This window comes from Kribbella antiqua (assembly GCF_004345665.1).
Taxonomy (GTDB): Bacteria; Actinomycetota; Actinomycetes; order Propionibacteriales; family Kribbellaceae; genus Kribbella; species Kribbella antiqua.
This window is the reverse complement of sequence record NZ_SLWR01000004.1, coordinates 35,262-54,168: the sequence shown is the minus strand read 5'-3', so window position 1 is coordinate 54,168 and position 18,907 is coordinate 35,262. Positions and strand designations below refer to the sequence as shown.

The window sequence follows — 18,907 nt, the reverse complement described above, 5'->3', positions numbered from 1 at the left end:
TCGGCGATTAGCCGGCCTGCGGCGGTGGCCAGCGGCGGGTTGATTCGCGGTCCTCGAGGGCGAGGAACTCTGGTGCGGTGAGTGGGCGGACGGAGGACTCGATGGACTCCATCGCGGTCAACTCGGCCTCGGTCACGTGGAGGTCCCTCAGCTTGCGGGCCGTGATGAACACCCGCCGCTCGAACGATCCGACCGTACCGTTGTACGCCTCGACAGCGGAGGTCAGCGACCGGCCGACTCGGCCGAGGTGCTCGCCCATGGTGCTGAGGCGCTCGTACAGTTCGCGTCCCAACTCGAAGACCTGCTGCGCCGATTCGGTCAGGGCCGACTGGTTCCAGGCGTACGCCGCCGCGCGCAAGGTGGCGATGAGCGTCGTTGGCGTCGCCAGGATCACCCGGCGTTCGGCGGCGTACTCGAGCAAGGACGGCTCGACATCGAGAGCGGCGGACAGGAACGACTCGCCGGGCACGAAGAGAATGACGAACTCCGGTGATGGCGACAGACGTGTCCAGTACGCCTTCGACGCCAGCTGATCGACGTGCGTTCGCAGGTGCCGAGCGTGCGCCAGCAACCGCTCCTCGCGGAACCCTGCGTCGTCGGATTCGGCGGCCTCCAGGAATGCGGCGAGCGGCACCTTCGAATCGACGACCAGATTCTTGCCCTCGGCAAGTCTCACCACGAGGTCAGGACGCAGCAGCCCGTCTTCGCCGACGGTTGTCGTCTGCTCGGTGAAATCGCAGTGCGCGACCATGCCGGCCAGCTCGACAGTCCGGCGGAGATGAAGCTCGCCCCACCGCCCGCGCACCTGCGGTTTGCGCAATGCGGTCGACAACGATGCCGTCTCGCGTCGCAGCGCCTCGCCGCTCATACGCACTTCGTTGACCTGTTGATGAAGCTGGCTCTGCCATGCGGCCCGACCCTGCTCGAGCTGATTCAGCTGCGCGTGCAGGCGATCCAGCGCATCCTTCACCACCGCCTGCCCGGACATCTGTTGCCCAACCGTGGTCCGCTCCTGCGTCAGCTCTACGACGCGGTCCTCGGCGGCGTCCCGCTCAGCTGTCACCCGCGCAAGGGCAGCGCCGTCTCGTCCGCGCACCCAAAGCACGCCGAACACAGCCCCGAGCAGCAACCCCACCGCGAGGAACAGCAGCAGCAACAACGTCGTCGTACCGGTCATGTCACCGATAGTGCCGAACGCCGCCGACAGTTTTCGAACGGATCGCCCAGATTGCCGGGAGAGTTCCGGAAAGATGCCGGATCAGTGCCGGATCAGTTCATGGTGAGCGCAGCCCTGGCCGGAGAAGGTGGAGGTCAGCAGTCCATCGCGGGGAACGAGTAGCCCTGCGCCTTCAGAAGGGGGAGAACCTTGTCCAGAGCGGCAATGGTCTGCGAACGGTTCCCGCCGCCGTCATGCAGCAGGATGATATTGCGCCGGTGCGCGTGCGTGAGGATGTTCTGCACGATCGCGTTCGTCCCGGGCCGGGCCCAGTCGCGCGGGTCGACGTCCCAGAGCACCTGGACCATGCCGGCCGCCTTGATGTCGGCGCGGACCTTCGCGTTCGTGGCGCCGTACGGCGGCCGGAAGCAGGTCGACCGAGGGCCGTCGAAGATCTCGTGGTGCCGTCTGGCGGGGGAGATGGCGGTCAGCTGCGGGTGCGTGATCGAGTGGCTGCCGATGGTGTTGCCAGCGGCAAGCACCTGTTCGCGCAGTCCGGGGTGCGCGGCCTGCATGCTGCCGAGCTCGAAGAAGGTCGCATGGGCGTCGTACTTCGCCAGCACGGCCAGCACCTCGGGCGTCCAGACCGGGTCCGGCCCGTCGTCGAAGGTGAGGAACAGTACCTTTTTGTTGCCTGCAGCAAGAGCTGCGGTCGGGTTCGGAGTCGGCTGGTGCGCTGTGGACGGCGCGTTCACGCTGGGAGTGGACGTCGGCGTCGCGCTAGGCGTGACACTCGGCGTGGTCGACGCTGCGGCAGGCGTCGGTGGCCGGACGTTGCCCAGCGCGATGGCGATCAGCGAACCGATGACGAGAAAGGCCAAAGCCGACCCGCTCGCGACGATCGCAGCAAACTTACGGGACATGATGCTCCCTTGCAGATCAGGCGGATGTAACCCGGTTGCTCCCCCGAAGGAGCCTCACAAGCGCACAGCCCACACGCACCTTGCCGTCAGGCGCCCTACCCACGTGTGTGCTGTACCGGACACCATGAGAGACGCGTCAATCGCTGATCTGGTTGGCATCCTGATGTTGCGGAGAGATCTCATCCGCGTTGACGTCGGTCGCCTTCGGCGTCGCGACGGTGGCCGCCGTGCCGCGGTGGTAGAGCCGCCCTTCCAGCGACTTGACACTCGCGACCAGGACGAAGCTCATGCTGACCAGCAACGCCCAAGCGCCGAACTTCGCCGGATGCACCAGTCGCCACACGTCGACCTGGTCGGGGTAGTTCCACGCGTCCAGGAACGTGCCGAAATTCTCCGCCACCCACAGGAAGAAGCCGATCAGCCCGAACGACACCGCGAGCGGCATCCGATACCGCCGTACGCCGACTGTGTAGAAGACCCAGGTACGACGCAGTACGACGAGCAGCCCCAGCGCGATCGGGATTCGCAGGTCCACGATCCAGTGGTGGGTGAAGAAGTTGGCGTAGATCAGCAGCGCGAGGATCGTGGTCAGCACGGGGCGGTAGCCGCTCACGCGCAGGTCGAACCGGCGCCACGCCTGGCAGAGGTAGCTGCCGACCGCGGCGTACATGAAGCCGGCGAACAGCGGCACCCCGCCGATCTTGGTGTAGGCGTCACCCGGGTACTGCCACGAGCCGACGCGCACCTTGAACAGTTCCAGCCCGAGCCCGACCAGGTGGAACCCGAAGATCACCGCGACCTCGCGCCAGGTCTCCAGCCGGACGAGCCAGAACAGGAGGGTCAGACCTACGCAGTACACGAGCAGAGCGTCGTAGCGGGGGATCGGGAGGTCGACGTACCTGGAGACGGCGAGGCCGGCGAACAGGCAGATCGGGAACAGGCACGAGACCGCCTCGAGCCAGCCGAACCTCAGGAATTGGAGGCAACTGGTCACGAAGCGTGGTCGATCACCGCTGCGAACTCTCCAACTGGTCACAGACTGGAGACGTCGCTTGCCCTTGGCTGGTTCGGATGGGTATTTGAACGGCAAGGGATGGGGAGGTGTGCCGCCGATGAATCCGAAGGTGGTCTACGAGACCGACCGGCTCGTGGTGCGCGACTGGGCGGACGCCGATGGGGACCGGGTGTTCGACATCTACCGGCGCTGGGAGGTGTCGCGCTGGCTCGGTGCCGAGCCACGGGTGATGACAGACCGCGGCGCCGCGACCCGGCTGATCGAACGCTGGAACGAGCGGAACACGGACCCGCTGTACGGCGTCTGGGCGGTCGAGGAGCGGTCGACGGGGAGCATCGCGGGGACTGTGTTGCTCGTTCCCCTGCCCGATCCGTCCGACGGGACCCAGAGCAAGGGGGAAATCGAGGTCGGCTGGCATCTCCATCCCGATTCCTGGGGCCGGGGCCTCGCGACGGAGGCTGCCCGGGCGGCGATCGCGCACGGGTTCCGGGCCGGGCTGGACGAGATCTACGCGGTGGTGCGCCCCGACAACCACGCCTCCCTAGCCGTCTGCCGCCGCCTGGGCATGCGTCCGCTCGGCCGGACCCGACGCTGGTATGGCGCCGAACTCGAATCCTTCGTGACCTGACCCCCAGCAGACAGCACGATCGCTGGCTGTATCGCGGACCGGTGCAGGTCGGCTGGCCTTGCGGATTGGGGTGGGGTGGGGGTTGACGCGTACTCTTGACGCCCGTGGCACTCACCATTGGAATCGTCGGGCTCCCCAACGCGGGCAAGTCCACCCTGTTCAACGCGCTGACCAAGAACAACGTGCTCGCGGCGAACTACCCGTTCGCGACGATCGAGCCGAATGTCGGTGTGGTCGGCGTACCGGACCCGCGGCTGGCGAAGCTGGCCGAGGTGTTCAGTTCTGCCAAGGTGATCCCCGCCACCGTGCAGTTCGTCGACATCGCCGGCATCGTCCGCGGTGCGTCCGAGGGTGAGGGGCTGGGCAACAAGTTCCTCAGCCACATTCGCGAGTCGGACGCGATCTGTCAGGTCACCCGGGTGTTCCGCGACGACGATGTCACGCACGTCGACGGCAAGGTCTCGCCGGCCGACGACATCTCCACGATCCAGACCGAGCTGATCCTGGCTGACCTGCAGACCGTCGAGAAGGCGATCCCGCGGTTGGAGAAGGAAGCCCGGCTGAAGAAGGAGAGCGGGGCCGTGCTGGAGGCGGTCCGGGTCGCGCAGAAGCACCTCGAGGCGGGTACGCCGATCATCGCCACCGACGTGGACCGGGACGCGATCCGCGAGCTGATGCTGATGACGGCCAAGCCGTACCTGTACGTCTTCAACTGCGACGCCGACGAGCTCGCCGACGAAGCGCTGAAGCAGCAGATGCGTGATCTGGTCGCGCCGGCCGAGGCGATCTTCCTGGACGCGAAGTTCGAGGCCGAGCTGGTCGAGCTCGGCGACGAGGACGAGGCACGCGAGATGCTCGCCGAGATGGGTATCGACGAGCCGGGCCTGGACGTCCTCGCCCGGGTCGGGTTCGAGACGCTCGGCCTGCAGACGTACCTCACCGCTGGACCCAAGGAAGCCCGCGCCTGGACGATCAAGCGCGGCGCGACCGCCCCGGAGGCAGCCGGCGTCATCCACACCGACTTCCAGCGCGGCTTCATCAAGGCCGAGATCGTCTCGTACGACGACCTCGTCGACGCCGGCTCGATGGTCGCCGCCCGCTCCGCCGGCAAGGTCCGCATGGAAGGCAAGGACTACATCATGCAAGACGGCGACGTCGTCGAATTCCGCTTCAACGTCTGACTCTCGCGGGGTAGCGGGTTAAGTGGGCGACGCTTCTGCCGCGACGCTTGAAGCGGGTTACCCGGACCATTCGGTGCGGAAGGTGCTGGGGGAGCGGCCGTAGAGGCGCTTGAAGGCTTTGGAGAACGACGATTCGTTGTCGTAGCCGACGTCCCTCGCGATCGCGGCGATGGTGCGTGAGGTGGTGGCCAGATAGCCGGCGCCCTGGCTGAGGCGGACGCGCGTCAGATGGCTGAGAGGTGGCTCGCCGACGGAATCGCGGAAGTGCGCGGCGAACGCCGTACGGGACATTCCGACCTGCCTCGCGAGGCCCTCGACCGTCCATCGCGCCCGTGGATCGCGTCGCATGAGTCGCAGGGCGGCAGCGATCGGCGCGCCGTCGCCGTCTTCGGTTGGCTGATGTACCAGGGCAGCCTCCTGCTGTGTGAGGTACTGCCGGAGGAACTCAGTGAGGAATACGTCGGCCACCTTGGCCAGAACCGCGGCCTCGCCCGGGGCAGCGCCGTCCGAGGCCAACAGATCGGCGAACGGCTGGAGCCAGCGGGTGACTCTGCCGCTTCCATCCTGGTCCAGCACCAGAGCCCGTGGCAGGAGGTCGGTCATGTCGTCGGGCAGGAGGGCGGCGTCGAACGCACCGCACAGCACGGTGCTGCTCGGGCCGTCACCGCCGTACAGCAGGCGTCCAGCAGAGTCGAGCGGATGATCGGCGAGGATGGCCTCGAGGTAGCGCACGGGGGTGCCCGGCTCATCGCGTACGACGTGCCCGGTGCCGCGCGGAAGTACGACGATGGCGCCGGCTTCGAGCCGATGAGACTCCGCCGGACTGTCGAGCTCCAGCCATGCCGCGCCGTCGAGCACGATGTGGAACTTGGCGAGATCCGAGCCGTCGACGCGGAAGGCCCAGGGGGCGGTGAAGTGCGAGCGACACAGGATCGTGCTCCGGACGTTGATTGCCTTGAGCACCTCGGCGAGGTCGTCCGACGGAGGACTGATGCGACTCACGCGGTCAGGGTAAATCGGCGGTGGACGATTGGACATGTCTCGTGTCCTGTAGGACATTCAGACCGCCCAGGCGTGCCCGTAGCGTCGTGGTCATGGCGAAGTTTCTTGTGACCTACCACGGTGCCTCTCCCCCTCGGAACGAGGAGGAGAAGCAGCAGGCGATGGCCGCGTTCATGGCCTGGGTCAGCCAGGTCGGCTCCGCCTTGGTTGATCCTGGTGCTCCGTTGGGCAGCTCCGCGGTGGTGTCGAGCGACGGTCTCGTCGACGGCGTCGCCGAGGGACCGGCCGGGGGCTACTCGATCCTTGAAGCCGACGATCTGGCTGCCGTGGCCGAGTTACTGCGCGACGATCCGTTCGTCGGGCGAGGTGGGGCACTCCAGGTGAGCCAGGCCGTTTCGCCTGGTTGAGTCCTGGCTGGGTGGGCAGTCCGTTGCCGGGGATGACTGGGCTCGGGTAGGGTTTTGGGGGCGTGGTTGGGGCTGCGTCGAGACTCGCCGGAAGGCTGGAAGCCACCCCGCTCAGTCAGTGGCGCTCAACGCTCCTGGTGCCCGTGCGAGTCCGGGTGCGAGAGGACGCGCTGTGCGAATTCTGCCTGACAAGCCGAGTCTTGGTTTTCTGCGCAAGGAGGCCAAGGACCTCCTCGCCGCTCTCCGGGAATCCAGCCCTGACGCATCTCTTGCCGATGCTCAACGTGCGCTGGCGTCCGACTACGGCATGCGCGACTGGACCGAATTGAAGTCCGAGGCCGAGCGCCGTGCCGCGGCACCGGTCGTCGTACCGGATGGGCTCGCTGAGGCATTGGCTGCCGCGTTCGATCTGGGGAGCGTCACCGGGGCGGTATCAGCCGTGTCGTTCACGCCGATGGGGCGGAGTTGGTCGATCCCCACCGATCGGGGTCGCTGGCTTGCCGTCACTGTGTATCCGTGGATGACCACGGAACAGGCTGAGCTCGGTTCTCGGCTGCGCGACGCGGCGGTTGCGGCTGGGGTCGCGGCGCCGGTTCCGGTACGCAGTCCCGAGGGTCGGCTGATCGAAACGGTGCAGGACGAGAACTGGCGGGTCCATGAGTGGATGGAGGTCGGACCTTCGCCGGTGATGCCGACACCGGCGGCCGTCGCGGGCCGGATTGGCGCTATCTACGGGACGCTTCACTCGCTGGCCATTCCCACTGATACGGCGATGCACTGGTACCTGACGGCGCGGAAGCCCGACGACGCCTGGGGCAAGCTCCTCGACCGGGCCCGCGCCGCCGGCAAGCCGTGGGCCGACCTGCTCGAGGAAGTACTCCCAGCCCTGCTCGACCTGCAGACGATCGAGGCCGGCATCGACGACGACAAGCTCATACTGTGCAATCGCAACCTGATCCCGGAGAACGTCCACCTCGGCCACAAGGACGAGCTCGTCGTGACCGAGTGGGACTTCGCCGGCCCGCTCACCCCTGAGCTCGAACTCGGATCCGCCCTCACCCACTGGACCCTGCGGCCGACGATCAGCCGCCCCGCGATCACCGCCTTCCGCGACGGCTACATCCAGGCAGCGGGCCAATGGCCCGAACTCGACCTGACCTGCTTCGCTACAGCAGTCACGGCGTACCTCAACTGGACGCACAACACCATCTGCGAAGCCATCGACCCCACGGACCCAGACCACGCCACCTTCGCCGACCGCGAAACCCTTGACCTCCTCAGCAACCCCATGACCGGCACCTCCCTCCAAAAACTCCTGACAGCCCTCGACGCCTAGCCACTTCCTGTGTTGAGGTATCGCGCGCATCGTGCGGCGCGTTGTGCAACCAGGTCGGTCAGTCGCTCGGGGAGTGCGGACTCGAGCCTCCGTACGGCGGGATCCGCAGCGGCGGTCGAGAAAGCATCCGGCGCAGTGGCCACGAGTCGGGCGGCTCGATCGCGAACCTCGTCCACTGGCAAGTGCAGATCGCTCGCTATCCGGGCCCACGGGCTACTGGCCGGGTTGACCTGGTAGCCGCTCCCGAACTTCATTGCCAGCCGCATCTTCTGCTCGGGGTACGAGTCGTAGGGGAGCGCTGACGCGACGTCATAGAACGGAGCAAGCCGAACCTGCTGCCCCTGCAGGAGAAGTGAGTAGTTCTTGGCGTGAGCGTCAGTACCGGCGATGACCCAGTTCCACACCAACGCATCCAGGAAGGACAGCGTGGCTTTGCGTGCATCGCTGCGGGGGATGGCGCGACTGAGCAGTGAGGCGATGTCCCGAGGGCCTGGTCCCCCTTCATTCTGATACTTCCGCACGGGATGCACACCGAGTGCCTGACACAGGTCTTCCTGATGGACTCGGATCTGCCGTCCGTCGCGGAGTCGCCGGTCGTAGCGGGCGACGACAATCGCGCTCTGGTCTTCGAAACGCTCGATCCTGCTCCCGACCGCGAAGAGGCCGGCAGCTTGCATCGCCGAGAGACAGAGGTGCTCGTTCAGATCGTGGTTGTCCAGACCTTCGATCGCGGGCTTCAGGATGTGCGAGGTGGCTACGGATCCGTGGGGATCGCCCCATCGATCTCCGTCGCGCAGGAGTGCGGTCTTCGCCTGTGCACCGGCAAGGCTAAAGCGTCCAGCGTGATTCGCACCTAGCCACGCGGTGTTGTCCCGCTTGAGATCACGTAGTCGCTGGGCGATCTGCGCCTCGCCAAGCCAGTCGACGTCGGTGAGACCCGGCTCTGCCACCGCAGGCAAGCGGTCCGGTGGGATCAGCCGAACGGCGCCGGGGCAGTCCTCGCCAACAGGTGTGGCGAGCAAGGCGAAGGCCGAGCCAGCCGACACCTGGAACTCCCGTGCCCATCGATTCAGTACGGCGTCGTCGTCCGGCAGCAGCCCCCACAGCCAGGGGGTGATCTGACTGTCGGTGTGCGGGGTCACATGGGTCGGCATCGACACGGAGATCGGTGTGGCTGTCGCACCTTTGCTGACGTAAGTGTCGTCGTACCGGAAATTCAGCTTGCCGTTCGAGAGTCGTGTCACGGTCCCGGCGAGCTCGTCTCCGAGCAGCAGGCACAGCTCAGTCACGCTCATGCTGCTCCCGGTTGTAGTCCTCCATCAGAGCATCCAGATCGAGCTCGGCCTCGGGAAGTGTGGCGTTGCCGGTTCGCACGTCCAGGTGCAGCTCGAGCGTTGCCAGTACGGCGAGGACGCGTCCCAGCTCAACCGTCGGCTTCCCGCTCTCGAACTGGGCAAGCCACGGCCGCGAGACTCCAGCAGCCTCGGCGACCTTGGCCTGGGAAAGGCCAAGTGCGCGCCGGCGGCCACGTGTCACTGCGCCCAGGTCCAACGGTGTGTGGATTTCCACCGGGCCTCACTTTGGTCGTCGTACGTTGACATCTGTCAAATGTAAACGTACGCCAACAAGGTGGAAATGTAAACGTACGGCGACAGTTTTCGGATGTAAACGTACGACGACAAATCGGTGGCGGGGATGGTTGGGGCTGCCTAGGGTCGGGGGATGGTGGATGCGTTGTTTGGGCATGCTCGGTTGGCGGGGATTTATGACGCGATGGAGGCTGATCGGGGGGATCTGGAGCATTACGTCGCGATGGTGCGGGAGTTCGGGGCGCGGCGGGTGCTGGATGTGGGGTGTGGGACGGGGGAGTTGGTCTGTCTGCTGGTGAAGGACGGGGTCGAGGTGGTCGGGGTGGATCCGGCGGAGGCGTCGCTGGAGGTTGCCAAGGGCAAGGAGTTTGCGGAGCGGGTTCGGTGGGTGCATGGGGATGCGACGACGTTGCCGCCGCTGGAGGTTGATCTGGCGGTGATGACCGGGAACGTGGCGCAGGTGTTCCTGACGGATGAGGACTGGGCTGCGACGCTGAACGGCGTACGGGATGCGCTGAGGGCCGAGGGGCGGTTCGTGTTCGAGACTCGGGATCCGGCGCGGCGGGCGTGGGAGGAGTGGACCCGGGAGCACACATATGCGGTGACGGACATTCCGGGTGTGGGTGAGGTCGAGCGGTGGAGTGACCTGACAGCGGTCGAGCTGCCGTTTGTGTCGTTCCGGGGCACCTACGTGTTCGCGTCGGATGGTGCGGTGCTGACGTCGGATTCGACGTTGCGGTTCCGGGAGCGGGCCGAGGTGGAGGAGTCGTTGGCGGCTGCTGGGTTCCGGGTGGACGAGGTGCGAGATGCGCCGGATCGGCCTGGGCGCGAGTTCGTGTTTGTCGCTACGCGGCTGTGAGCAGGGCTGTCAGGGTGTGGTGGGCGGTGCGGGACATGACCGGGTTGGTCTCGCGGTAGTACCAGAGGCAGCCGATCGCTTGGGCGAACGACCAGCCCATGCCCCGGCGCCACTCGTTGTCGCCGCTGCCGAGCGCCGTACGGAAGGCGGCGCGGGCTCCGGCGTCCAGGAGGTTCCAGGCCGGGGCCAGGTCCATGGCGGGGTCGGCTACGGCCAATGTGCCCACGTCGATGACACCGACGAGCCGGCCGTTGTCCGCGAGCAGGTTGCCCGGCATGAGGTCGCGGTGGGTCCATACGTCGGGCTCGGTGCGTGGCGTGGTGCGCAGGTCTTCCCAGAGAGCGGCCAGGGCGTCGACGTCGATCATCGAGCGGCTCTGCTCCAGACCGTCGGCGACGTACTGGTCGTGTGTCGTGAGCTTGCCGCCGCGCCAGGGGCCGGTGAACACGCGGCCCTCGGTCGGCAGAGTGCGCACTGCGTGGACGAACGTCGCCAGGTCCTCGGCGAAGGCCGCCGAACTCGCGACGTCGGCGTCGTACGCGATGGTCCCGTCGAGCCAGGTGTAGACGGCCCAGGGCAGCGGGTACGCCTCCCCAGGCTCGCCGATGCCGACCGGCTCCGGAGTCGGGTACGGCGAGACAGTCCGGAGGCGGCGGGCGGCGTCGGCCTCCTCCTCGAGCGACTTCCGCGTCTCGACCGGGTCGCCGGGCAGGATCGGGAACCGGGCCACCAGCTTGTCCCCGATGCGAAACAGCGCGTTGACTGTGCCATGCGACCGTACGGCGCTCACCGGCAGCGCACTCCACTCCGGGAACTGCGCACGTACGAGTCGGGTCACCAAATCGGTCGTCACGTCGAGCTGTCCAGGATGCATCGGCACGCCCAGCAGTATCCACGCGCGGCGTCGTCCGCCGCACGTCAATAGATGAGCAGCGCCGGTGCTACGCGGGCGGAGCCGATGCCGCGGTCGGGCTTGCCGAGGCGGAAGCGGACCTTGCCCTTCAACACTGTGCCCGATTCGGCCTGCCCGTCGACCAGGGCTTCACCGGGGAACAGTGTGAAGGTCCAGCGCTCGTTGTGCTCGCAGTCTGGCGGTACGGCGCCGCCCTGCAGCACCCGGGCACCCCACAGCTGCCGCGTCATCCACTGCCGAGTGTCAGACCCCAGTACGGCGAAACGCTCGGCTGGAGCGGTCACGACTGCGTTGTAGCTACCTAGGGACGGGCCGTAGACGCCTGTGACTGTTGCGACCAGGCTCCAGGGGCCAGCGGTTGGTAGCTCGACACCCGGTTGCAGACGTTCGTCGAAGACGTCTCCATCGACGTGAGCCGGTCGTACCTCGGCCGAGAGCGAGCGTCGGGTGTCGAGCGACTTCACGTGCGGGACGAGGAGTACGCCGTACTGGACCTCGTCGGCGAAGCGTGCGTCGCGGAAGTGGTCGGTGAGGGCGGTCGTTGCTTCCTCTGCCTGTTTCCAGTCGAACTCGTTGAGCAGGTACTCGCGGGTGATCGCCGGGAGGCCGCGGTCGCGGAGCAGCGCGGCGATCGGTTCGGAGGTACACCATCCGCTGGTGAGGAGTCGGCTGATCTCGGTGTCCTGGAAGTTCATCGAGAACTGACGCTACCGGCTAGTGCGTGGCTAGCGGCCGGGCGCGGTCGGTGAAGAGGCGGATGGCGAAGGCGGCGAGGGCGGTGCCGGTGAGGTAGCGGTGGATGCGCATCCAGGTGGGGCGGCGGGCGAGGAAAACGGCGATCGAGCCGGCGGTGATGACGAAGACGGCGTTGACGAGGACGCCGACGATGAGCTGGACCAAGCCGAGAGTCAGGCTCTGCAGGCCGAGGTGGCCGCGCGCCGGGTCCAGGAACTGCGGCAGCAGGGAGATGTAGAGGATCGCGATCTTCGGGTTCAGCAGGCAGGTGAGCAGGCCCATGCCGAACAGCTTCCGCGGCCGGTCCGGCTCGAGTTCGGTGGGCGCGAAGACGGAGTGGGCGCCTGGACGTACGGCGTTCCAGGCGAGCCAGAGCAGGTACGCCGCGCCGACGATCTTGAGCGCTACGTAGATCTCGGGGACGAGCGCGAACAGGGTCGCCAGACCGGCACTCGCTGCCAGCAGGTACACCAGGAAGCCGATGCCGACCCCGGCCAGCGACATGAGCCCCGCCCGGCGGCCCTGCGCGACGGACCGCGACACCAGGTAGATCATGTTGGGGCCTGGCGTCAGCACCAACCCCAGTTCAACCAGCGCAATCCCCAGCACTGCCTCACTACTGACCAGCACTCGCGTCTCCTCTTCGCTCGATTCCTCCTGAACCTAACAACTCTCTGAGCAACCTCACTGTGGTTTTCCTAGACCTGAGACGCGTTACGTTGCCGGAGTGAGGGTGCGGCGGGTTGCGGTGGTGGGGAACTCGGGGGCGGGGAAGACGCGGCTGAGTTTGGAGGTGGGGGAGCGGCTGGGGTTGCCGGTGGTGCATCTGGACCCGGTGTTCTGGCGGCCGGGGTGGGTGCAGCCTGGGCGGGAGGGAACAAGCCGAGGGTGGACCGGGCCGAGGGCTGCACCGAGGCGATCGATTGGGAGTTCCTGCGGTACATCTGGCGCTACCGTCGCGGGCCTGCGAAGCGCCTCCAGCAGGCGCTGACGCAGTACGCACCACGTACGCCGGTCGTGCGCCTGGCCTCACGACGGGCGGCGCGACGCTGGCTCGCTGACCTCCAATCCAACCTGCAGTAGTCCAGACTGGGGTGGGGGCGGTGATATTGGCTGGCGGGTGGGCGGTGACACTTGGTTAGCTTGGTTGTGTACGCCTGACGGTTTGTGAAGGAGACGGTATGAGCGACAAGTCCAGCAAGCCGGCGCAGGACGATCTGCAGAAGAAGTTCCGTGAAGCGCTCGAGAAGAAGAACGCCAACCGCCACGCGCACCCGGGAACGGGGACGCGGGGAGAGGGCGTCGGCGACGCGCACAACGACAAGCAGAAGCGCCAGTTCCGGCGCAAGTCCGGCAGCTGATCCGCCAACTGTCCATCCACCCGCCTGAGCCCTGGGTCACCGCCCAGGGCTCGACCATTTCTCGCGCGAGCAGAGGTGCAGGCGGTTAGTTGCGGCCGGTTGCCGGGGTCGGGGTTTGGAGCAGGTCGGCGAGGCGAGTGAGCTGAGGCTCCCAGCCTTGGCGGTGGTTTTCGGCGTCTTCGGCGGTGGCGAACTCGGTGTGAGTCAGCAGCATGCGGGTGCCGTCGGCGACCTCGGAGAGGTCGACCTGGACTCGGGTCGGTTCGTCGTCGGTGCCGTCCCACTTCCAGCTGAAGGCCAGCCGGTGCGGTGGCTCGACCTCCAGATAGGTGCCGCGGACCACATGGGGCCCCATCTCGACCACGTAATCCCCACCCACCCGGACGTCCGCCTGCACCTTCAGCTCCCACGCCGGGTTGGGGCAGTACCAGAGCGTCATCACCTCCGCCCGGGTCCAGGCGTCGTACACGCGCCCGATTCCGGCCGGCAGAACTCGTTCAATCCTGACCTCGGTGACCATCCCCGCCTCCTCGCAGCAGCTCTTCCAGTCGATCGACGGTGCTGTTCCAGTACGACGTGAGGTCGCCGAGCCACTCCTCGACCTCGGAGAACGCCTCCGGCCGGATCGTGCATACCACCATCCGGCCGACCTTCCGCCGGGTCACCAGCCCGGCATCCACCAGCACACCGACGTGCTTGGTCATCGCCGGCAGGGTGATCCGGTGTGGCTCGGCGAGCTCGCCCATCGTCGCCTCGCCGCGGCTCAGCCGGCTCACGATCGCCAGCCGGGTCGGATCCGCCAGCGCGCCGAAGGTCGTCGTCAGCACGCCAACACTTCACCAACTGGTGAAGTGTCTGTCAAGACTGAACATCCGGTGAACCGCCGCTGAACCACATCGACGGGATAACGGCGTCCTTGACAGTGGATGGCATCCTTAGCCGGGTGACAGAGTTGATGGAGGCCGCGCGACACCTGCTCGGCGTAGCGATGGCCTCGCATTGGCTGCTGCTCATCTTGTTCCTGGCCGCGGCGATCGACGCGGTCTTCCCGGTGGTCCCGAGCGAAGGCTTGGTCGTCACCGCGGGCATGGCCGCCGCCGCAGGTCACCAGAATCTGCTGCTCGTCATCGTCCTGGCGATGCTCGGCTCGGTCATCGGCGAGTCCGCCTGCTACTTCATGGGCCGCGGCTCCGGCCCGATGCTGCACCGCTGGATGAAGCGGCAGGAGCGCAGACAAGCGCTCTACGAGAAGGTGTCGGCCGCGCTGCACTCACGCGGCGGGCTGATCCTGATGACGGTCCGCTACATCCCCGGCGCGCGGATGGTCGCGACGCTGACGGCCGGCGCGACCCGCTACTCGTTCCGCAAGTTCATCGTCTTCACCTTCGCCGGCGTCACCATCGCCTACACGTACGTCGCTCTGCTCGGCTACCTCGGCGGCGACGCCTTCGCGCACGACTCGCTCAAGGCGCTCGCCTTCAGCCTGAGCCTGGCCTTCACGATCGGCTTGGTCATCGAGACCTCCCGCCGGATCGCCGGCAGGCGCCGGGCCGCCAAAGTCACAGCGGGTTAACGATCCGTCGCTCGCTTCCCCGCGAGCGCGTGTCCCGGCCCAACCAACCGTGGCCGGCGTGCGTCAGTTGAGTGATGGTGAGGCCTGGGGCAAACCTCTTGGGCGCCGCGCTCGTGCTGGCGGCGCTGCTGGCCGGATGTGCCGACGTACCCCTGGAGGGCTCTCCCAGCCCGAGTACGGCGACCAAGCCGAAGCCCAGCCCCAGCACACCGGCCATGCCCAGCAAACCCACCACCCCCACACCCACGCCTAGCCCGACGGCGCCAGCAGCCACGACGCCAAGCCCCACGGTGCCAACCCACACGGGGCAGCCCGGGAACGCCGCTCCGGTGACGCGAACGTTCCCTGCCGGGCTGAAAGACGGCAAGCCGCCGCTCTTCGTCGTCGTCTCCTTCGACGGCGCCGGCGACCTCGCACTCTGGTCGCGCTGGCGGGCCGTCGCCAAACAGGTCGACGCCCGGATGACGTTCTTCCTGTCCGGACCGTACCTGTATCCGTGGTCCCGCCGTGACGACTACAAGCCGCCGTACCAGAAGCCCGGCTCGTCCGATATCGGCTGGAGCGACACCGCCAGCATTCAGGGCCGCAGCGCCGTACTGCGGCAGGCGATCGCGGAGGGCCACGAGATCGGCACCCACGCCAACGGTCACTTCTGCGGCAAGAACGGCGTCGGCCGCTGGACGGCAGCGCAATGGACCGCGGAGCTTCAGTCGTTCGACCAGATGGTCCGTACCGGCCCCAGCCAGGCTCCCTTCGACCCGGCGACGGTGCAGGGCATGCGGACGCCGTGCCTCGAAGGTGACAGGTCGGCCTACCGGCAGGCGATGGTCCAGCGCGGCATGCTGTACGACGCTACGGAGCCCGGCTACATCGCCTGGCCGAAGAAGTCCGACGGTCTGTGGGACTTCCCGCTGCAGTCGGTCGAGCTCGCGGGCACAGGCAGAAACACGCTGACGATGGACTACAACCTCTGGTTCACCCAGACCGGGGCCCGCACGGTCCCGGTCGCACAGGCGCCCGCGCTCAAGGCGCAGGTGCTTGCCACGTACCGGCAGGCGCTCGCGCGGTCGCGGGCCAACGGGAACCCGCCGCTGTTCCTCGGCAACCACTTCAACCGCTGGAACAACAGCGTCTACTCCGACGCCCTAACCACGTTCGTCGAGGAGACCTGCACCCAGCCGGACGTCCGCTGCGTCAGCAACATCGAGCTGGTCAGTTGGCTCAACACGTACGGCGTCAACGGACAGAGCCGACCGGGCGGACAATGAGCGTGCTGAGGTCGACCTCAGGCGGCTGATTGAGGGCGAAGACGATCGTGGCGGCGAGCTGGTCGGCGCTGATGCGGGGAAGGCCGGGCTCCAGGCCGCCGACTGGGTCTGAGAAGGCAGTCTCGACCGCGCCGGGGGAGACGAGGGTGACGCCGATGCCGTCGGGCGCGACGAGCTGCCGGACGTTCTCGGCGAGGCCGGTGACGGCGAACTTCGTGGCGCCGTACATGTTGCCCGGCGTGTGCACGTGCCCAGCGAGGCTGCCGACCAGCACGATTCGCCCGCGCGATTCCCGCAGGGCCGGCAAGCTGTAGTGGATCAGCGCGGCCGGCCCGAGGACGTTGGTCAGGACCATGTGCCGCCAACCCACGACTCGATCGCCGTCGCCGATCGAGTCGTGGGTCGCGTAGCCGGCGTTGGCGACGATGTTGTCCAGACGACCGAAAGCCTCGACGGTCCGGTTCACGGCATCTGACGCAGCGGACGGCTCGGCGGCATCTCCGACCACAGTCAGGGCATCTGAGCCGAAGGCATCGAGGCGGGACTTGTCCCGGCCGGTGATCGTGACTTGGTGGCCCAGTGCGAGCAGTTGCCGGGCCACCGCGGCACCGATGCCGCTGGACCCTCCGGTGATCAGCGTGACAGTCATGCGACCGACGCTAGGTCCTAGACCACGCTATAGGTCAAAGGCGCAGATACCCGTAAGCGCTCTGCCACGTGCCGCCGTTCTTGATGCGCCCGACCACCAGCCGCTGCAGCGTGGTGTCCTGCGGCAATTCGTCCAGCCGATCCAGACCGTGCGTACGGAAGGTGAAGAAGATCGCGCCGTCCTGGCTGTCAGTCGGTTCGCCGTACGGCGTGAAGCGGCGGCCGAAGCGGACCATGTTCGACTCCGGCGGCAGGTTGTCGAGCAGGTACGGGTCGATCAGCCACGACCACAGCGTCGCCGTCTTCACCGGATACTCCGGGAAGTAGCGCGGGAAGAACTCCCGCGCCTGCGCCAAGCTGTCGTCGACAAGCGATGGAGTGAGCGGGCCGGTCTCCGGGATGTGTACGCCGATCACCCACTCGCCGGGCTCGGTCCCCGGCACGGGCTTGTCCGCCGGGACCTGGTGGAGCAGGTACTGCAGCCGGCCGAGCGCGTAGATCTGGCCGGTCCAGTGAATCGTCATCCACCAGTGCGTCTCCAGGCCGTAGTCGCCGTTGGTACGGCGATGCACCTTCAGCTGCTGGCCCAAGTCGGCGAGAGTCGCCCAGCTGATGTCGTCGGGGATGCCGCGCTCGGCATGGAAGCGCCGTATATCGGGCACGGTGTCCAGGAACGCCTGGACCGAGTTGCGCGGATCCTCGGGCATCCGCAGCCGCGGCTCGCGGCCGAGCTTGCCCAGCTCCGCGCGGAGCTGGTCGGCCAGATCCTTGACGACGATCGGGTCCGCCTCGAAAGCCTCGGCAGCCTCACGATCCTCGTCGCTGAACCCCAGCAGGCGATATTCCTCAGCAGTCGTCACTGGCCAACGGTAACTGATCCTTGCCGGGGCAGAGACTTACCTCTCTTCGGCCAACCCCAGGTAGAGGATGCCGGGATCCGCTGGGCTGAAGGCCAGCGAGGGGATGCCGTCGTGCTTGTTGTGCTGCTTGGTCAGCTCGCCCGTCGACGGCCGGAACCGGTAGAGGTCGGCGCCGTAGCCGGCGAACGAGGTGCCGAAGCTGAAGTAGAGCAGGTCCGGATCGACCGGGCTGGCCCACATCTTGTTGCCGTTGATCAGGTCGGCCCGGCTCTGATCCAGCACCGGCTCGAACTTCAGCCCGCCGTCCGCCGACTCCCAGATGAACCGCGTCGACCGGTCCCGGTCGTATCCCTCCAGCCAGACCTTCGACGGGTCCGCCGGCGAGATCGCCAGGCTGAACGCGTTCACCCGGCTCACCGGCTTCGACCGGATCCAGGTGTGACCGCCGTCGTACGTGACGAAGACGCCGTCCGACATCACCCCGATGACGATGTGGTCGTGGTTGCGAGGGTCGACGACAGCGTCGTACAGGTAGAGATCGCGAGCTGCCGGTACGCCGATTCGCCGCCAGCTCAGGCCGTCGTCGTACGAGTCGTAGACCTGACCATCCCCGGCAACCGCTCGGAGCTTGCCAGGGGCCGCGACGAGTGCGGCCAAGCCGCCGCCGTTGTTCGGTCCCTGCACGGTGGTGACGGCGCTGCCCTTCACCCGGTGGATCGGCTGGTCGTTCACGCTGTAGATGTACGCCGTGTCGCCCGGGCCCGGCTCGACGTCGTACGTGCTGAGGTCGTCGGCGGTCTTGTCGAGCAGTTGCCAACTGCAGCCGGCGTCGCTGGAGCGCTGGATCGACTGGCGGCCGATGGTGATGAGCGTGTTGGGTTCCTCGAGCACGGCGACCTTCGCGTACGTGACGGGCTGCAGTCTGCCTGTCGTCGGGGCGAGGGTCTGGCCGTCGGACTCGGTGATGGTCACCGACCCGTCGCCGTACACGGTGTCGCAGTGCGGCCGGTTCCAGAACCAGCCGGGTTGCGGAAGGACGAGCCATGCGGCGAGGGCGGTGGCGAGCATGCTCCAGATGTACGCGCGGAATGCCGTACTGGGCCAGGTATCGAACTGGCAGGCCTACGACATGACGTGAAGAGGTCAGCCCGCCGCGGTGTCGATGTGCCGCGCGAGGACCAGGTCGTCCTCGGTGATGCCGCCCGCGTCGTGGCTGCTGACCCGGAACGTGATGGTGGTCCAGCGGATGTCGATGTCCGGGTGGTGGTTCATCGACTCTGCCAGCTGAGCGACCGTGGCGACCAGGCGGATACCGTCCAGGAACGTTTCCTTCTTGACGCTGCGGACCAGCGCGTTGTCGACAACCTTCCACTGCGGCAGGTGGTCACGGATCGCCATGTCGATCTGGTCATCGGTCAGCAGCTCAGCCATGACGACACTCTAGACCTACTGC

Annotated in this window: 24 protein-coding genes; 9 read left to right on the top strand and 15 right to left on the bottom strand. The window is 67.1% G+C overall.

Going from position 1 to position 18,907, the window contains the following annotated elements; all coding sequences use genetic code 11:
* Positions 1 to 7: 7 nt before the first annotated feature.
* The 3 genes from EV646_RS12665 to EV646_RS12655 all read right to left on the bottom strand — a co-directional run bounded on the left by EV646_RS12665 (position 8) and on the right by EV646_RS12655 (position 3,073).
* A complete protein-coding gene (locus EV646_RS12665; RefSeq protein WP_132147968.1) occupies positions 8 to 1,177 on the bottom strand; it encodes a DNA recombination protein RmuC in 1,170 nt (389 codons plus the stop codon).
* A gap of 134 nt (positions 1,178 to 1,311) precedes the next feature.
* A complete protein-coding gene (locus EV646_RS12660; protein ID WP_132147966.1) occupies positions 1,312 to 2,079 on the bottom strand; it encodes a polysaccharide deacetylase family protein in 768 nt (255 codons plus the stop codon).
* 136 nt (positions 2,080 to 2,215) lie between these two features.
* Positions 2,216 to 3,073: a DUF817 domain-containing protein gene (locus EV646_RS12655; RefSeq protein WP_132147964.1), complete on the bottom strand. Its 858-nt coding sequence runs from the start codon at positions 3,071 to 3,073 to the stop codon at positions 2,216 to 2,218.
* Between the two features lie 118 nt (positions 3,074 to 3,191).
* Here EV646_RS12655 and EV646_RS12650 point away from each other — a divergent pair, with 118 nt between their 5' ends.
* Both EV646_RS12650 and ychF read left to right on the top strand, forming a co-directional pair.
* The gene (locus EV646_RS12650; protein WP_132147962.1) at positions 3,192 to 3,722 is read left to right on the top strand and encodes a GNAT family N-acetyltransferase; all 531 of its coding nucleotides are present in this window, start codon (positions 3,192 to 3,194) and stop codon (positions 3,720 to 3,722) included.
* Positions 3,723 to 3,826: 104 nt separating this feature from the next.
* Positions 3,827 to 4,903, top strand: a complete 1,077-nt coding sequence (gene ychF, locus EV646_RS12645; protein ID WP_132147960.1) for a redox-regulated ATPase YchF — start codon at positions 3,827 to 3,829, stop codon at positions 4,901 to 4,903.
* Positions 4,904 to 4,960: 57 nt separating this feature from the next.
* On the opposite strand, the gene EV646_RS12640 is transcribed toward ychF, so the two are convergent.
* Positions 4,961 to 5,905, bottom strand: coding sequence for an AraC family transcriptional regulator (locus tag EV646_RS12640; protein ID WP_158290952.1), 945 nt, complete (start codon positions 5,903 to 5,905; stop codon positions 4,961 to 4,963).
* Positions 5,906 to 5,997: 92 nt separating this feature from the next.
* Here EV646_RS12640 and EV646_RS12635 point away from each other — a divergent pair, with 92 nt between their 5' ends.
* A complete protein-coding gene (locus tag EV646_RS12635) occupies positions 5,998 to 6,312 on the top strand; it encodes a YciI family protein (RefSeq protein WP_132147956.1) in 315 nt (104 codons plus the stop codon).
* A 172-nt stretch (positions 6,313 to 6,484) separates the two neighbouring features.
* The gene (locus EV646_RS12630) at positions 6,485 to 7,648 is read left to right on the top strand and encodes a phosphotransferase family protein (RefSeq protein ID WP_132147954.1); all 1,164 of its coding nucleotides are present in this window, start codon (positions 6,485 to 6,487) and stop codon (positions 7,646 to 7,648) included.
* On the opposite strand, the gene EV646_RS12625 is transcribed toward EV646_RS12630, so the two are convergent.
* Positions 7,645 to 8,943 carry a type II toxin-antitoxin system HipA family toxin gene (locus EV646_RS12625; RefSeq protein WP_132147952.1) on the bottom strand — a complete coding sequence of 433 codons (1,299 nt, stop codon included), beginning with the start codon at positions 8,941 to 8,943 and terminating at the stop codon, positions 7,645 to 7,647. The two genes, EV646_RS12630 and EV646_RS12625, sit on opposite strands and share 4 nt — an antisense overlap.
* Positions 8,930 to 9,217: a helix-turn-helix domain-containing protein gene (locus EV646_RS12620; protein WP_132147950.1), complete on the bottom strand. Its 288-nt coding sequence runs from the start codon at positions 9,215 to 9,217 to the stop codon at positions 8,930 to 8,932. The genes EV646_RS12625 and EV646_RS12620 overlap by 14 nt, the downstream gene beginning before the upstream one ends.
* Positions 9,218 to 9,421: 204 nt before the next feature.
* On the opposite strand from EV646_RS12620, the gene EV646_RS12615 reads away from it, so the two are divergent.
* Positions 9,422 to 10,096, top strand: a complete 675-nt coding sequence (locus EV646_RS12615) for a class I SAM-dependent methyltransferase (RefSeq protein ID WP_241995847.1) — start codon at positions 9,422 to 9,424, stop codon at positions 10,094 to 10,096.
* Here the strand turns inward: EV646_RS12615 and EV646_RS12610 are convergent.
* Genes EV646_RS12610 through EV646_RS12600 form a run of 3 tightly spaced genes read right to left on the bottom strand, consistent with a single transcriptional unit; the run spans position 10,083 to position 12,374 of the window.
* The gene (locus tag EV646_RS12610) at positions 10,083 to 10,970 is read right to left on the bottom strand and encodes an aminoglycoside phosphotransferase family protein (RefSeq protein WP_132148885.1); all 888 of its coding nucleotides are present in this window, start codon (positions 10,968 to 10,970) and stop codon (positions 10,083 to 10,085) included. The two genes, EV646_RS12615 and EV646_RS12610, sit on opposite strands and share 14 nt — an antisense overlap.
* A gap of 44 nt (positions 10,971 to 11,014) precedes the next feature.
* Entirely contained in the window at positions 11,015 to 11,704 is a 690-nt protein-coding gene (locus tag EV646_RS12605) for a hypothetical protein (RefSeq protein ID WP_132147946.1), read from the bottom strand.
* 19 nt (positions 11,705 to 11,723) lie between these two features.
* On the bottom strand, positions 11,724 to 12,374 hold the full coding sequence (locus EV646_RS12600) for a LysE family translocator (protein ID WP_199236954.1): 651 nt from the start codon (positions 12,372 to 12,374) through the stop codon (positions 11,724 to 11,726).
* Between the two features lie 258 nt (positions 12,375 to 12,632).
* On the opposite strand from EV646_RS12600, the gene EV646_RS12595 reads away from it, so the two are divergent.
* Both EV646_RS12595 and EV646_RS12590 read left to right on the top strand, forming a co-directional pair.
* Entirely contained in the window at positions 12,633 to 12,827 is a 195-nt protein-coding gene (locus EV646_RS12595) for a P-loop NTPase family protein (RefSeq protein ID WP_132147944.1), read from the top strand.
* Between the two features lie 98 nt (positions 12,828 to 12,925).
* Positions 12,926 to 13,105 (top strand): DUF5302 domain-containing protein, encoded by a 180-nt coding sequence (locus EV646_RS12590; protein WP_132147942.1) that lies wholly within the window; start codon positions 12,926 to 12,928, stop codon positions 13,103 to 13,105.
* 85 nt (positions 13,106 to 13,190) lie between these two features.
* On the opposite strand, the gene EV646_RS12585 is transcribed toward EV646_RS12590, so the two are convergent.
* Together EV646_RS12585 and EV646_RS12580 are read right to left on the bottom strand one after the other, a co-directional pair.
* A complete protein-coding gene (locus EV646_RS12585) occupies positions 13,191 to 13,625 on the bottom strand; it encodes an SRPBCC family protein (RefSeq protein ID WP_132147940.1) in 435 nt (144 codons plus the stop codon).
* Positions 13,603 to 13,932, bottom strand: coding sequence for an ArsR/SmtB family transcription factor (locus tag EV646_RS12580; protein WP_132147938.1), 330 nt, complete (start codon positions 13,930 to 13,932; stop codon positions 13,603 to 13,605). Before EV646_RS12580 ends, EV646_RS12585 begins: the two co-directional genes overlap by 23 nt.
* A 116-nt stretch (positions 13,933 to 14,048) precedes the next feature.
* Between EV646_RS12580 and EV646_RS12575 the strand changes: the two genes are divergently transcribed.
* A complete protein-coding gene (locus EV646_RS12575; protein ID WP_132147936.1) occupies positions 14,049 to 14,678 on the top strand; it encodes a DedA family protein in 630 nt (209 codons plus the stop codon).
* A 329-nt stretch (positions 14,679 to 15,007) separates the two neighbouring features.
* Positions 15,008 to 15,946 carry a polysaccharide deacetylase family protein gene (locus tag EV646_RS12570; protein WP_132147934.1) on the top strand — a complete coding sequence of 313 codons (939 nt, stop codon included), beginning with the start codon at positions 15,008 to 15,010 and terminating at the stop codon, positions 15,944 to 15,946.
* Here the strand turns inward: EV646_RS12570 and EV646_RS12565 are convergent.
* The 4 genes from EV646_RS12565 to EV646_RS12550 all read right to left on the bottom strand — a co-directional run bounded on the left by EV646_RS12565 (position 15,915) and on the right by EV646_RS12550 (position 18,885).
* Positions 15,915 to 16,595: an SDR family oxidoreductase gene (locus tag EV646_RS12565; protein WP_132147932.1), complete on the bottom strand. Its 681-nt coding sequence runs from the start codon at positions 16,593 to 16,595 to the stop codon at positions 15,915 to 15,917. The genes EV646_RS12570 and EV646_RS12565 overlap by 32 nt on opposite strands.
* A 34-nt stretch (positions 16,596 to 16,629) precedes the next feature.
* Positions 16,630 to 17,454: an acyltransferase domain-containing protein gene (locus EV646_RS12560; protein WP_132147930.1), complete on the bottom strand. Its 825-nt coding sequence runs from the start codon at positions 17,452 to 17,454 to the stop codon at positions 16,630 to 16,632.
* 36 nt (positions 17,455 to 17,490) lie between these two features.
* Positions 17,491 to 18,522, bottom strand: coding sequence for a WD40/YVTN/BNR-like repeat-containing protein (locus EV646_RS12555; RefSeq protein WP_132147928.1), 1,032 nt, complete (start codon positions 18,520 to 18,522; stop codon positions 17,491 to 17,493).
* A 75-nt stretch (positions 18,523 to 18,597) separates the two neighbouring features.
* Positions 18,598 to 18,885 (bottom strand): 4a-hydroxytetrahydrobiopterin dehydratase, encoded by a 288-nt coding sequence (locus EV646_RS12550; RefSeq protein ID WP_132147926.1) that lies wholly within the window; start codon positions 18,883 to 18,885, stop codon positions 18,598 to 18,600.
* Positions 18,886 to 18,907: the final 22 nt, after the last annotated feature.